14 protein-coding genes and 1 tRNA gene are annotated in these 14,997 nt (G+C 41.3%); 1 reads left to right on the top strand and 14 read right to left on the bottom strand.

Annotated features, from left to right (window positions below):
• From LHW48_10515 to LHW48_10485, 7 genes are all read right to left on the bottom strand, one after another.
• Positions 1-1,628, bottom strand: a 1,628-nt coding sequence (locus LHW48_10515) for a protein kinase (protein MCB5260879.1), incomplete at its 3' end; no start/stop codon positions are given.
• A complete protein-coding gene (hutI, locus tag LHW48_10510) occupies positions 1,615-2,883 on the bottom strand; it encodes an imidazolonepropionase (GenBank protein ID MCB5260878.1) in 1,269 nt (422 codons plus the stop codon). The genes hutI and LHW48_10515, both read right to left, overlap by 14 nt.
• Before the next feature lie 201 nt (positions 2,884-3,084).
• Complete coding sequence (locus LHW48_10505; GenBank protein MCB5260877.1) at positions 3,085-4,116, bottom strand: thiamine ABC transporter substrate-binding protein; 1,032 nt, start codon at positions 4,114-4,116, stop codon at positions 3,085-3,087.
• Positions 4,116-4,865, bottom strand: coding sequence for an ABC transporter permease (locus tag LHW48_10500; GenBank protein MCB5260876.1), 750 nt, complete (start codon positions 4,863-4,865; stop codon positions 4,116-4,118). The genes LHW48_10505 and LHW48_10500 overlap by 1 nt, the downstream gene beginning before the upstream one ends.
• 1 nt (position 4,866) lies before the next feature.
• Complete coding sequence (dnaB, locus tag LHW48_10495) at positions 4,867-6,240, bottom strand: replicative DNA helicase (protein ID MCB5260875.1); 1,374 nt, start codon at positions 6,238-6,240, stop codon at positions 4,867-4,869.
• An 11-nt stretch (positions 6,241-6,251) separates the two neighbouring features.
• Entirely contained in the window at positions 6,252-6,725 is a 474-nt protein-coding gene (gene coaD / locus LHW48_10490) for a pantetheine-phosphate adenylyltransferase (protein MCB5260874.1), read from the bottom strand.
• Positions 6,722-7,948, bottom strand: a complete 1,227-nt coding sequence (locus LHW48_10485) for an aminopeptidase P N-terminal domain-containing protein (GenBank protein ID MCB5260873.1) — start codon at positions 7,946-7,948, stop codon at positions 6,722-6,724. Before LHW48_10485 ends, coaD begins: the two co-directional genes overlap by 4 nt.
• Positions 7,949-8,192: 244 nt before the next feature.
• Between LHW48_10485 and LHW48_10480 the strand changes: the two genes are divergently transcribed.
• Positions 8,193-9,491: a nucleotide sugar dehydrogenase gene (locus LHW48_10480; GenBank protein MCB5260872.1), complete on the top strand. Its 1,299-nt coding sequence runs from the start codon at positions 8,193-8,195 to the stop codon at positions 9,489-9,491.
• A gap of 47 nt (positions 9,492-9,538) precedes the next feature.
• On the opposite strand, the gene LHW48_10475 is transcribed toward LHW48_10480, so the two are convergent.
• The 7 genes from LHW48_10475 to LHW48_10445 form a co-directional block, all read right to left on the bottom strand.
• Complete coding sequence (locus LHW48_10475) at positions 9,539-10,072, bottom strand: hypothetical protein (protein ID MCB5260871.1); 534 nt, start codon at positions 10,070-10,072, stop codon at positions 9,539-9,541.
• An 11-nt stretch (positions 10,073-10,083) separates the two neighbouring features.
• Positions 10,084-11,331, bottom strand: coding sequence for an ATP-dependent Clp protease ATP-binding subunit ClpX (gene clpX, locus LHW48_10470; GenBank protein ID MCB5260870.1), 1,248 nt, complete (start codon positions 11,329-11,331; stop codon positions 10,084-10,086).
• A complete protein-coding gene (clpP, locus tag LHW48_10465) occupies positions 11,332-11,931 on the bottom strand; it encodes an ATP-dependent Clp endopeptidase proteolytic subunit ClpP (GenBank protein MCB5260869.1) in 600 nt (199 codons plus the stop codon).
• A 15-nt stretch (positions 11,932-11,946) separates the two neighbouring features.
• Entirely contained in the window at positions 11,947-13,254 is a 1,308-nt protein-coding gene (locus LHW48_10460) for a hypothetical protein (GenBank protein ID MCB5260868.1), read from the bottom strand.
• A 32-nt stretch (positions 13,255-13,286) separates the two neighbouring features.
• Positions 13,287-13,373, bottom strand: a tRNA-Leu gene (locus tag LHW48_10455).
• A gap of 624 nt (positions 13,374-13,997) precedes the next feature.
• Positions 13,998-14,828, bottom strand: coding sequence for a pantoate--beta-alanine ligase (panC, locus tag LHW48_10450; GenBank protein MCB5260867.1), 831 nt, complete (start codon positions 14,826-14,828; stop codon positions 13,998-14,000).
• Positions 14,829-14,997: aspartate 1-decarboxylase (locus tag LHW48_10445; GenBank protein ID MCB5260866.1), on the bottom strand; the 169-nt coding region annotated here is incomplete at its 5' end. It lies immediately after the preceding gene.

Here is a 14,997-nt window from a genome sequence, read left to right as displayed (position 1 = left end):
GCCAAAAAATACGCTACAACTAAAACACTTAAGATCATTAGTACTCTAAAACTATTTCTCATGCTGCGTAGATCCTTTTCTTCCTCTTGGGGAACCTCGAAAACCGGCTCTGGATGAGAAGCGGGTTCATCGGCAGGAATTGTTGGTTTTGGGATAGAATCCGAATCTTGCCATTCTTTATCTTCATTAAGAGGTGCCGTTTGTTCTTCAATCTGCGATGCTTGTGTTTCATAAATCTGTTCTTCATCTAAGGAAACAAACTGCTCATCTGAAGTACTTGAGGCGTCGGCTAATGCTTTATCGCAAAACTCAGTATCTATTATTTCGCTCTTGTTTGGCGATACATTTAGTTCTGATTCAGCTTTAATTAGAATCCTATTAATGAGTTCGCTATCCGGAAATGAGAGCTCAATCGCGGAAATATGAACTTCTTCCGGTTCCTTCAATGGTGGAGTGGCATTCCATTCTGTTTCCGCTAAGTCTAGTATCCGTTTAAGTAGGTCGGGATCGGGAGGCATAAGATCAATAGCGGAAATATGAACTTCTTCCGGTGCCAGCAGTGGTGGAGTGGCATTCCATTCTGTTTCCGCTAAGTCTAGTATCCGTTTAAGCAAGTCAGGATCGGGAGGCATAGGATCAATAGCGGAAATATGAACTTCTTCCGGTTCCAGCGCCTGGCTTGGTTTCTGGTCGGAACTCGAAATCGAAACACTATCTTTTCTGTCAGGCGGAGCTGAGATACCGATATCGGCAGATTCTGGATTTTGTGAAATCTTATCTAAGCTGGCTTCTTGGGGTATAGATTCTATTTCAAGAGACCAATCGAGGTCTGTAGTCTCTTGTTGCAAAAGATCAAGAAGTTGGTGAGGATTCTCTGGGCGTTGATTGGGATCCGGATTTAAACAACTGAGCAAAATACTATATAAGCCATCTGGCATCATATTCGTATCCGGCAAGATTATGGCACGATCGATACTTTGCTGTTTTTGCTCTTCTGGAGAGCTAAAACTATCCAAGCGCCACGGCAGCATTCCACAAACCGCTTGATACACAATTACCGCCCAGGAATAAAGGTCAGAATTTAACGAGGCTTTAGAGCCCTTGTAGATTTCTGGGGCAAGATATAAAATAGGCAATGGATACTTGAAGTTTCCTTCGGAATGCTTCCAGGCGCTACGATTTTTGCCAAATCCGATGAGAGAAAGATTATCATTGGGCTCTATGATGATGTTATAGGGATTTAGGTTTTCGTGGCTTAGCCCCAATGAGGACGCATATATTAATACATGGAGATTTTTTTTTGCCCAGTTTAATGCCGTGTGAAAATCTGGTGGATTATTACAGAGCCTTTCTCCCAGACTTTCTCCCGCAACATATTCCGCCACAAAATATACACTTAAACCCTCTTCAAAACAGCCCAAGCCTTTGCGAAGATTGGGATGTTGCAAATATTGCGCTATTTCTGCTTCACTTTTTAGGCTTGTAGCCAACGACTTATCGGAGATATGAGCAGGATCTTGTGTTTTGATTACTACCGGACTGCTGTCACTTATCTTGGTAGCTTTATAAAGCAGATAGCGTCTTGAATGGTGAAGGGTTTCGATAATGTTATAACTATTTAATGCCATAATGTGGTGCACTGTAAACTGTTTTCCCCTTTTTGAGCACTTTGCTGATATAAGATGAGCCCAAATGATAGGGAATAAAATTCAGATTGGGAATATCCCAAATAATTATGTCGGCAAGCTTCCCTACTTCCAGCGATCCGATCGATTGTTCTCGGTTAATGGCGCAGGCGGCATTGATGGTTGCTGCACTTAATGCCTCAATGGGACTCATACCCATTTGTAAACAGGCTAAACTCATGGTAAGGCTCATACTGTCACAATTGCAGCTACCGGGGTTGTAGTCTGTAGCAATGGCTACCGGGAGCCCCTGTTCAATCATGTTGCGAGCTCGGGCGTACGTTTTTGCTTGCAAAGAAAATAGTGTTGCCGGTAAAAGAACTGGTATCACATGTGCAGTCTTCATCGCTAAAATTCCGGCATCGGAGCATGCCCCTAGATGGTCAGCCGAAACACATGCCATCTTTGCCGCCAATTCTGCTCCCCCAATCGCTTCAATTTCATCGGCATGCATCTTGAGTTTAAAACCAAGCCTTTTTGCCTCATTCAATATTCTGCGAGATTCTTCTATTCCAAAAACATGTGCTTCAGTAAAAATATCACAGAATTCGGCAATTCCCTGCTCTTTCACTGCGGGTAGCATCTCGTTGCAGAGAATATTTATATAGCTTTGATGATCGGTCCTATATTCTGTAGGATACTCGTGCGCCCCCATAAACGTAGGCACCAAATCAATGGGGAGAATCTGGTTAAGACGTTCAATTGCCCGCAGTTGCTTCAATTCGCTTTCCGTGCTTAAGCCATATCCGCTTTTTGCTTCTAAAGTGGTAGTTCCCAAAGCTATCATACGTTGAATGCGGGGCAAAGAATGTTCTACTAACTCTTCTTCCGTAGCATTTCTAACTGAATCGATACTGCTGCGTATTCCACCACCGGCAAGAGCGATTTCTACATAAGTCTTCCCAGCCAAACGTGCGGCAAATTCGTTTTCACGAGTATGAACAAAAACAGGATGGCTGTGGCTATCTACGAAGCCGGGAGTAAGAATCTTTCCGGAAGCATCAATTGCTTCTTCCCAATCGTATTTATCTTCAATTACTTTACTGCAACCCAGATCGATGATAATCCCATCTTTAATGGCTATACCGGCGTTTTCGATTATGTTCGCATCATCCATTTGAGCGCCATATTTAGCTTTGCCTCCACTTGCCAATGTAGCAATTTGACGGGCATTTATGATTATTGTATCTGTTTTCATAAAATTACTCCTTATTCAAAGTGAGAATTTATGCCATTTATAAATTCGTCAAGGCTTTTGCTTCTAATAGTCATACAAATTCATTCCCCAGATGGATTATGAGCTTCCATCAAAGTAGGGCTGCTCTTCGAAACGCAATTGTTATCGCAAAGCTAGGCAATGAAGAGCCATCATTTATACTAATTATTGCAATTGCCATCCTTAATAGAGAGTAAATATGCGATTCCACGTTTCCAGCCATTGGGGAGTTTTTTCATATATCTGTTCGTTGTTTAAGCTCAATGTTACCAGCCAGGGTAAAAGTGGAACCCTGCTAAAACTGGGTGGGAGTAGGGTTTTCCGGTTAGCGGGGAATAAGCCCAGCTTGTATGCAACCATTTTTTGAGAGGCATCGCTAAGAAGAAAATCTACAAAAGCTCCGGCTAGTTCTAGTTGGTTAGTTTGCGCTATAATGCCTACGCATTCTGAATATTGAAAACTGCCTTCGTTGAATAGAACAAAATCTATTGTGGCAGCTTCATTTTCCAGTTCCTTATTTTGGGCGGCAAGAGTAATTAATCCTGGCATAAGAGTGCTTTCTTTGCTCTTTAACGAAGCCAGGGCTTCGCTTTGACTGCTATAACTGCGATGCACATTCTTTCTGATGGTTCTTAACATTTGCTCGAAACCGCCATCTCCAAACAATGCAATAACCCAATGTAACATAGCTCTGCCAGAACCACTATGAGCGGGATCAATCAAGGATATTTGGTTTAAATACCGCTCATCTTGTAATTCCCCTAAAGATCTGGGAACTTCTTGCAACACAGAGCTATCGTAGAGCAAACCTAAATATGAAAAACCGTAAGGGATCAAACGATAGTTGTTATTCTGTACACAAGCTCGGTTCAGATCTTCCACAGCTTTGGGTTCGTAGGCAGAAAATAGCGATCCCAAAGAATCGGAAGCACTAAATACAGATGGAAGCCCCACAACTACATCCACACTATCCGGATTTGTTTTAACTGCAGAAATCATTGCCGATGGGTCCGGAAACAGCTTGGTGAGGACTCTGCATCGATACTCCTTTTCAAATGTTGGAACAATAACAGATTCAAACCCACTGCTGCGGAAATCTTCACATGCATATAATTGTATCTCACGGTCACCAGATTTTTGGCTATTTAAAGTATGATCTTCTTGAGAGCTGCAAGACACTTGTAAGAAAAGTAAAACAATTAAGAGCCAAGTCATTACATCGATCCAAACAGAATCCAAGCTACAATAAAATCCATAATTAGTATGGCGACGGAGCTGTACACAACAGTTTGAGTAGTGGATCTGCCAACACCCTCAGCTCCACCGTAACTACGATCGCCAAAATAGCATGCCAAAGATGTGATGATAAAGCCAAACACGACGGATTTTACTAAGCCACTCCACAAATCAAAAGGCTCGAAGTATGCTCGCATGTTGGTAAAAAAGGTATGATAATGCAAACCATATCGGATGCTGGCAAAATACCATGCGCAAAATATGCTAATTGCATTGGCAAAGATGGTAATGAGAGGAAAGGCAATTACGCCGGCTAAAATGCGAGGCATATATAAGAATTCGTGGGGTTTAATATTCATGCTGTGTAAAGCGTCAATTTGCTCGCTAACCTTCATGGAGCCGATCTCTGCTGCCATTGCTGCCCCTATCTTGCCCGTTAGTACCAAGCCCGTGAGCACGGGAGCAAGCTCTACCATAGTAGATTTGCCGATTAAGACGCTCAATAGATTTAGCGGAATATAACCTTTGGATTGATATACCGCCTGAAGAGCAGTCACCAATCCGGTAAATGCAGCCGTTAGCATAATTAGAAACAGCGAGTCGTAGCCAATACGCTTAAACTGGATTAGAAATTCCAGCCTACGGCGAGGCAAGGACTTGATGCTCAGCAAGCTCTTTCCTACAAAGAGGCTGTATTCACCGATACCCGCAAAAATCTCTGAGAGCATATCAGTTTTCTTGGCTGAAATCCAAAGACCTAAACAGAGTGTATTCTCTATCGAAGCCCAAATCTACACTTCCAGTAGAACCATGACGGTTTTTCCCAATGATGATCTCGGCAATTCCCGGCTTCTCGGTTTTATCTGGATAGTAGTATTCATCACGGTATATAAACATAACCAAATCAGCATCTTGTTCTATGGCGCCAGATTCGCGCAAATCTGCCAAGCGAGGCCTTTTATCCTCTCGGTTTTCTAGCATTCTGTTCAACTGCGAAAGAGCTATAACGGGAATCTTCATATCCTTTGCCAATACTTTTAACGATCGCGAGATTTCAGATATCTCCTGTTGGCGGTTATCCCGCTCTCTGGAAAGTCCCATTAGCTGAAGATAGTCTATAATTATCAAGTCTAAGCCGTTCAGTTCGGCACTAAGTCTTCTGGTTTTTGCGCGAATATCAAGCGGAGTATTTGACCCGGTTTCATCTATGTATATCTGTTTGGCACTCAATACTTCCGATGCCTGCATAATGCGAATGAGTTTCTCCTCATTCATACCGTATCCTTTAAGCATACTATCCATATTAACTTCTGAAGCCGATGAGAACATGCGCATGATCACTTCATCTGCTGCCATCTCCATCGTAAAGATGGCAACTTTCTTTTTAAGATTTACAGCAGCATGACTGGCGATATTTAAGGCTAGTGATGTTTTCCCCATAGCTGGGCGCGCAGCAATAATAATGAATTGACCGGGGCGGAAACCGCCTGTAAGACGATCCAGATCGCCAAACCCACTGCCTATCCCAGTTACAGGAGATTTTGTTGAAGCAATCTGATCGATATTGTATAAAACTTCTTTGGATATCTGCTCTATCTTTACAAAGCCTTGATGATGAGGCAATTCCGCTATGGCAAAAATAGCTTGTTCAGCTTCATCTACTACCGTTTTGACCGGTGCTGTGGAACTGTAGCAAGATTCTATAATTCCATTGCAGGCAACAATTAGGTGCCGCAATAATGCTTGTTCGGTTACGATATTGAGATGATATTCAAAATTTGCACTGGACACTACAATATCGGCTAATTCGTTAAGGGTAGGAATACCCCCTACTTTTTCCAAGTAGTTATTGCGTTCAAGGCGATTGATTAAAGTTAGAACATCCACTTCAATCCCATCGTTAAAAAGCTCACAGATGGCTCTAAATATTATTCTATGAGTTTGTCTGGAGAAGTAGTTTTCTTGTAGTTTTTCTATGCCTTTACTAACCACATCGGCATCTATAATCATTGCCGAAAGCACTGCCGCTTCAGCGTTTATATCTGCTGGAAGTTTGCGTTCAGATACCGATATTTGATCTGAATTTGTCTTTTTCTTAGGCATGATATTTCCTTTTAATGAAACTTCTGCTTAAGCGCTTCTGCCACGACTGAAGGCACAAAGTCTTTTAGTTCTGCCCGCAATTCTGCAAGTTGGCGTATCATCGAAGAAGAAAGATACATATATCTTAAACTTGGCACCAAAAACAGTGTCTCTATCTCCGGTTTAAGCTTTGTATTGGTAAGAGCCAATGAAAGCTCATACTCAAAATCCGACACTGCCCGCAGACCTCGAATCATTATTCTACTACCTTGATGCTCTGCAAAATCCACCACCATTCCGGAAAAACTCAGCACTTCCACATTATGCAAATGCTTACTAGATTCCCGACAAAGATGCACCCGCTCTTCTAAGCTGAAATAATTTGGCTTTGCCGTATAATCTGCTACTGCCAAGATAACTGCATCAAACATGCGTGATGCTTTTTCTAAGATGTTTAGGTGTCCTAAAGTAATTGGATCGAAAGTACCGGGATAAATTGCTTTCATGCCCGTGCCTTAAGTATATCTTCCAATTCAGATATCTCTTTGGGAATGTTCTGACTTAGCACGCAATACCCTTCTTTTGTAACCAATACATCATCTTCTATTCTTACACCAATACTTTCTTCAGGAATATATATTCCCGGTTCTACGGTGATTACATTACCGGGTTCAAGCATGCTTTCTCTGCCTCCTACATCATGGGTATCCATTCCCAGAAAGTGACTTACGCCGTGCATATAGTATTTCATAAGCTGAGAAGCATCTTCTATTAAACCAAGTTCCATAAGTTCCTTTGCAATAAGTTCTCGAGTTTTTGATTGCAATTCGCCAAGAGTTCTTCCGGGTCGGATCATGCCGATAATATGCTTTTGAACCCGCAATACGGCGTTATACACATCTGCTTGACGCCGGCTGAAAGTGCCACTAATAGGAAAAGTACGGCTGATATCGGCAGAATAATTCATATTGGAAGCACCCACATCCATCAATACAAGATCATTGGAAGCTATCTGACATTCATTTTTCTCGTAGTGAAGAGTAGCAGCGTTTATGCCCGTAGCTATAATGGGAGCAAAGCCCCAGTGCTTCAATCCGCTTCTTTGTATCCGATAAAAGAGCATCGCCTCCAATTCATACTCCATCATGCCGGGCTTAGCGTTTTCCCAGATATCCATAATGCCTTTACCGGTAACATCAATCGCTTTTTGTAATTGCATTATTTCCCATTCGCTTTTAATCTTGCGTAGCGGTGTGATTATTTGGGTGATGCATAGGATAGCTATTTGCGGATAGCGCTCTCGAACAGGTTGCAAACGAAACATCGCATAAGAAAGCGGTGCATCAAGTGCTTGATGACCAATATTTGTGAATATGCGGTTAATAGCAGGGGCATAGGCTGTAAGCATGTTATCGAATTCGTCCAGATACAAAACACGAGATATTCCACTTTGCTCTTTTGCTTCTTCTATACTCAGTTTCTTGCCTTCCCAAACCTCTCGCTCTGGGTCTGAGCGTTGAATAAAAAGATATTCCATGTTTCCCTTACTGCTTTTATAGCCCAAATAGATTGCATTGGGAATGCTTAAACCTGTAAGATACAGAAAGTTATTCTCTTGTTTGAATTTCTCGAGCTTTGCTTCCAATGCGGCAAATAGAATAACGGCATCCTGATCATTAAGGGAGCTTAAGAGCTTCTCTCGGCGGGGGCTAACAATTTCTGGTTTCATTTATTACTCCATTGTTCATTTATATAATCTAAGTCAACACCATTTTTTGGATGCTGTTTGATATGTCCAGCATTTTTCTTAAGTTCAATGCTATCTGGGAAATTTATGTGACTATGCTCTTCGATAAGGCATAATAACTATGCTCCCATGATAGAATTACCTAAAGCCGAACCTCTATCAGAAAACACTTTACAGATATGGATATCCCTAAAAATGTGTCTCAAACTAACGAAGTGGAGGTTATATGCCATTATTGAACTCAATTAAGGACAAAAGTGTAAAAATAGGAGTAGTGGGGCTTGGCTATGTGGGCTTACCCATGGCAGTTACTATCGCCAAGAAGGGTTTTGAAGTTCTTGGTTTTGAAGTAAGTGAATACGCCATTAAACATGTAAATGAAGGAAAGAACTATATTGGCGATGTAGCCGATGAGGATTTACTAAAAGTTGTAAAAGATAATAAGCTTAGCGCCACATCAGATTATACTCGCATGAAAGAAGTTAATGTAGTGCTAATTGCCGTTCCGACCCCATTGGATTTGTACCATCAACCTGATACATCATACATCACAAAAAGCACCAGGGCGATGGCACCTCATTTGCAACCCGGATCACTGGTGGTTTTAGAAAGCACTACCTATCCAGGCACTACTCGCGAGATTATTGTCCCAGAGCTTGAAAAAGCTGGCTTAAAAGTGGGAGAAAGCGTATTTGTAGGTTTCTCTCCAGAGCGCGTGGATCCCGGCAATGAAACATATAAAACCCACAATACCCCCAAAGTAGTTGGCGGAATGACTCCCGCTTGCAACAAAGCGGCAAAGCTTTTTTACGAAAGCATTTTAGATGCTGAAGTGCATCTGGTCAGCTCGCCGGAAGTTGCTGAAATGGAAAAAATCTACGAAAATACATTCCGAAATATAAACATTGCCCTTGCAAATGAGATGACCGTATTATGCGACAGAATGGGCATTAGCATTTGGGAAGTTATCGAAGCCGCTAAAACCAAACCTTACGGCTTTATGGCTTTTTACCCGGGACCAGGAGTTGGAGGACATTGCATTCCGATAGATCCGTTCTACCTAACCTGGAAAGCACGTGAGTATGATTTTCACACCAGATTGATAGAGCTTGCTGGTGAAATAAATATTGCCATGCCGGAATTTGTGGTCCAACGTGCAATTCGCATCCTAAATAAGCAGGGAGTAGCCATTTCCAGAGCTAAGATATTACTTTTAGGGGCTGCCTACAAAAAGGACATTAGAGATATGCGAGAATCCCCAATTGAGGGCGTTGTAACCCAATTAGAACACCACTTGGCAGATTTCGAAATCCATGATCCCTATGTGGAAGAATTTCATCATGAAAAAAATGGTAAGATGTATAAAACAGTCCCCTTGGGCAACCTAACAAAATACGATCTAATTATTGTTATTACCGATCATAGCAACATCGATTATCAAAGAATTGCCGATAGCAATGTAGCTATTTTAGATACCCGCAATGCCATGAAACACATTAAAGCGAGCAATATTGAATTGATGTAAGATAAACAATAGACTGCAGCCGATTTTCTGTAATGAAAGTCGGCTTTTTAATACCCCGTAAATACATAGCTTTTAGTAGTATCTAACAAAATCTCTTGAGCGCTTACATAATGATAACAGTTGGAGCTATCTCGAATTTTAAGATCGTAAAACCCACTCTTTAGACTGATGATTTCGGAACTTTGTTTGGGTAGATAATATTGCAAGAGATTGTGCGACCAATTATTCTGACTTGAGGGGCTAATCCGCAATTCTCGTATATCCCCACCCGAGCTATTATAAAACTTCAAGGCTCCACAGCTTGGCTCTAAACTCAGGTATCCCCCATCGCTCAAATTCATATCCATCATTATTGAGCCGGAAAGAATGTGATATCCGGCATATTCTATTACAAGTGTTCGTGGCGATGGATATTGCACAGATGTAGATCCCTGAGCCGGCAAATAACGAACTTGCCCACCTTCGATAGTAAACCATGCTTCGGCATTACTGCTGTTTTTTACCATTAATTCGCTATCATGAAAACAGGCGCCGATAAATAGCATTATCAGCGCCAAAATGGTAATTAATACCTTGTTCATTATTTTTGCCCTTATTGTTCTCCCGCTGCTTTTGCTTTTGCTCCAACGGGTTTTGTAAACGTATACACTGGATCGCTTTTATCTGTTATAACTTCTTTGGTAATCTTACAAGTCTGGATTTCGGCACGATCGGGAATTTCATACATTATCTTCAACATAAAGCGTTCCATTATTGAGCGTAAGCCACGTGCTCCAGTTTTTTGGGCAAGGGCAATGCGGGCAATCTCTTTTAGCGCTTCTGTATCAAAGCCAAGCTGCACACCATCCATTTCAAACAGTTTTTGATACTGCTTACATATAGCGTTCTTAGGCTCGGTAAGAATATCCACTAATGCTTCTTCGCTTAGTTCATGCAGAGTGCAGATAACCGGCATCCTGCCAATAAGCTCAGGAATAAGCCCATAGCGCAGAAGGTCTTGAGGATTAGTAAGCTCGAAGATATTGCTTTCATCATGTTTTTTACCCAAATCAACTTCAAATCCCACAGCTTTCTTATCCGTTCTCTCTTTGATAATCTTTTCTAACCCAAAGAAAGCACCGCCAGCAATAAAAAGGATATTACGGGTATCGATTTCAATAAATTCCTGTTGAGGGTGCTTGCGTCCACCTTTTGGAGGAACGTTTACTTTTGTCCCTTCAAGAATCTTCAATAATGCCTGTTGAACGCCTTCGCCAGATACATCTCGAGTTATTGAAGGAGTTTCACTCTTGCGTGAGATTTTATCAAGTTCATCGATATACACAATGCCTTTTTCCGCGCGCTCTACATCGTAATCCGCATTTTGTAGTAAGCGTACGAGGATGTTTTCTACATCTTCTCCCACATACCCCGCTTCTGTTAGTGTAGTGGCATCACTTATGGCAAACGGAACTTTTAAAAAACGGGCTAAAGTTTGAGCGATGAGAGTTTTTCCGCTTCCGGTTGGGCCAATCATCATAATATTGCTTTTTTCTAGCTCTATCTCATCTTTCTTATCTTGCCTAAATATGCGCTTATAATGATTGTAAACAGCTACCGCAATTATTTCTTTAGCATTTTCCTGACCGATTACATACTGATCCAGATACGTTTTAATTTCACTGGGAAGCGGCAATTGAAAATCTTCGCTTACTTCGGCTTTGTTGTTCACATCGATAATCGAGTAACACATCTCTATACATTCATCACAAATGTTTCCGGCTATGCCTCGGATGAGGTTTTTTACATCTTCTTCGCTGCGCCCGCAAAAAGAGCAGCTAAGGTTTTTATGCTGATCCAATTATTTCTCCCGCTTTTGATCTCTTTGCATCAATATTTCGTCTATCAGACCGTATTCTTGTGCTTCCTCAGCACTTAAGAAATAATCACGATCTGTATCGCTGGCAATTTGATTGATTGCTTTGCCGGTATGTTGATGAAGGATTTCATTCATTCTAGTACGTAGATATAGTATTTCACGTGCCTGAATTTCGATGTCTGCAGCTCTCCCCTGAGTTCCTCCCCAAGGTTGATGAATCATAATTCTGCTATTGGGCAAAGCCGTACGTTTACCTTTGGCTCCCGCCGCTAAGAGTACTGCCGCCATAGAGGCTGCCATCCCAATGCAGATTGTGGAAACCTGCGGTTTTATGTATTGCATTGTGTCGTAAATAGCCAAGCCACTGCTAATGCTACCCCCAGGACTATTTATGTACATATAAATGTCCTTAGATGCGTCTTCGCCTTCCAAATGCAGCAATTGGGCAACTACCGTATTTGCCAGATTGTCATCTATTGCCCCACCAATAAATACGATGCGGTCTTTCAGCAATCTGCTGTATATGTCGTAGGCACGTTCACCGCGTCCTACCTGTTCAATAACCATTGGTATATAGTTCATTATTACTCCACAGAATTATACTTGTTCAACCGGTTCTTCCTGCACTTCAATTTCATCGCTACCAGCTTCTGGTGTTTGTTCCTCCGGTTCCGGGATGAAGTAGTTCGCAGTTTCAGCAAGTTTTTTTAAGATAAAGAAATTGCGAATCCCATCCAGATACTCATCGGAAGAAATTTCATCTTTGTGCTTCTCTTTATATGCTTCTAACGTGTGATCTGCCAATATAGCCTCGTGAGTAATATATTCGTTGCGCATTTCATCTGTTACTTCCATCTCTATCTGTTTGCGAAGCTCTTTAAGGATGTACATAGTAACCATCTCTTGAGAAATCTGCATCCGATATTGATACTCTAAAAACTGTTGGTATTGCTTGTTGGGATACTTCTCAGCTTCTTGTTGCGCAAGGTAATTAATGGTTTTTACCGGTAGGTCAAATTTGTTATCTATAAACAACTTGCTTACAATGGCATAGTTCTTAATATCCATATTTTTATGCTCGTTGGCAAGTCTCATGTCTTCAGATATTTTGGCCCGCATTGCTGCCATATCATCAAATTCCATATCAAGAGCAAATTCATCATTAAGCTCTGGATACTGCATCCGTTCAATAGAATTCACCATAATTTTAACCGGATATTTCTCGTCATTATTCACCGGTGTAGAACTGTCTCTACTCACCAGTTTAATATCCATACCACTTAGTTCTGCAGCTATAGTATCGCCAATTTTCTTGCCAATCAGTTCGGGTAAGGCTCTATGTTCCGGAGTGGTTCCGGCAAAAAAAGAAGCAGTTTTTACCAATTCTTCATCATTAACCTTATAAGTAAGTTCCACATTCACATGATCGTTTTCGCTGGCTTCTTCCACATCTACTATGGTACCGTTATTATTGCGTAATTCTTCCAAATACTTTTCAATTTCGCTTTCCAAAGTAATGGGATTGTAGGGAACCTCTAAATTATCGAGCTGTTTAAACTCGATTACCGGTTCGTGTTCTATCTCTACCTTTATTTGCATTTCATTGCCTTTTTCCCATTGCACGTCTTTCACATCCGGAAAAAGCAGATAATTAATATCGTGTTCTTTTGCCGCTTCTTCAAAAAAATTACTTACGCTATCTTTCAAAAAGTAATCCTTTAGCATTGCACTATGTGTTCTCTCTATAAGGCTCAATGGCGCTTTCCCTTTGCGAAATCCGGGAACGTCCACTTGTTTGGCGGCTTTGCGAAGATACTTTTCCCATGCTTTGGTGGCATCTTCGGCAGGAATTGTGATGTTGATTTCTTTTGTTACTGCATTGATGGCATTAAATTCTACCTGCACTTTATATTCTCCTTAGTGTTAAATACTAAAATTGGTGCGAAAGAGGGGACTCGAACCCCTACAGGAGTGAACCTACTGGATCCTAAGTCCAGCGCGTCTGCCAATTCCGCCACTTTCGCAATTGACTTTTAATTATGTTTATATGAAATGTCAGTTTTTTCGCAGCCATACATCTGTCAAGCTTTGCGTTTAAAGCCTAGTAATCCATTAACTCAGCTGCTTGATTGTGCTTTTTAAAACAAGTAACAAACTGATCTTACCCAAACTGGCATTGCGAGTATAAGATGTACTTACAAAGTACTGCAAGATATAATCTTTTGTAATATAAATTCATGGATTAGTATGGTCATAATTCCAGCTTTTATACAAACTTAGCGATGGGCAATGAGGGTTCAGTCTCACCTGATCTTCTACTGCTTTCCCTTTGTTCCGTATCCAATACATCAGCCGATAGTTAAGAATGGTTCATCCTGTGATAATGCTGTAAGTGCAAGGTAATGACAACTTGAAAGCTCATTAACCATAGCTTAAAACAATGGCCGTGTGAGGTGTGTTTAAGATGCAGATATACTTATGAAAGACCATTGAATAATCGGGGTTTGGGCGTAGCGCAATACTGCAAGGAAGGCAGATCGGCATAGCTAACATCAGAAAAGCCAGGATAATCAATATCTCCGGTAAATAATCTGCTATAAACGGGTGTGCAATTCTATGAAAAGTCTTTAGTAAAAAGCTAAGATTTTCTATTTGAGCATCATATTGTCTATTAAACGGGTCTTCCCCACGAATGCGGCAATCAACATACGGCTATGAGAATCGATAGATATTACTTCGCTTAGGTCTCTGGCGTCTACAATTGCCACATAATCCGGCTTTGCCCCAGCTTGGGTAAGCAAGGTAATCGCATTCTCTACAAGGGCATGTGCATCCAAAATACCTTGATTAACCGAATCTCTTGCCTGATATAGGGCTCTATACAATGAAGTGGCAATTGTGCGTTCCTGGGCGCTCAAATAGATATTGCGGCTGCTTTTTGCCAAACCATCTGCTTCTCTAACAATTGGACATGCCACAATCTGAGTGGTAAGATTAAGATCCTTCAGCATAATTCTGAGAATGCTTAGCTGCTGAAAGTCTTTTTCGCCCATATACATAAAGCGGGGTTTGATGATGTTCACCAGTTTTAGAACCACTGTGCAGACACCGCGAAAATGCCCGGGACGGCTTACTCCGCATAGAAGATCTGATAATTCGCTAACTTCTACCCAAGTGCGAAATCCTTTGGGATACATCATTGTTTTATCTGGAAAGAATACGTAATCTACACCTCGTTCTTCCAATAACTTAAGATCCCGCTCAAGATCTCGGGGATAATTTGCCAAATCCTCTTGGGGACCAAACTGAGCTGGATTTACAAAGATTGAGACGATAGTTACGTTACATTCTTTCTTGGCTGCATCCACCAAACTCAAATGCCCTTCGTGTAAATAACCCATTGTGGGCACAAATCCTACTTTAGCATCTTGGAGATGACATAAAGCCAACATCTGAGTAAGAGACTTGATTACTTTCATTTAAATGATTTTTTCTATCTTGTTGTTCCCGTCTAAAATGACAATCTTGGGTTTGTGATTTTGCATCTCATTATTATCCATCAAGCCGTAATTAATCACGATAATGAGATCTCCAACATGGGCTAAACGGGCAGCAGCACCATTGATGCCAATCATCCCGCTTCCTCTT

The sequence above is a fragment of the Candidatus Cloacimonadota bacterium genome, assembly GCA_020532355.1.
Lineage (GTDB): Bacteria > Cloacimonadota > Cloacimonadia > Cloacimonadales > Cloacimonadaceae > UBA5456.
This window is presented reverse-complemented; position numbering and strand designations above follow the sequence as displayed.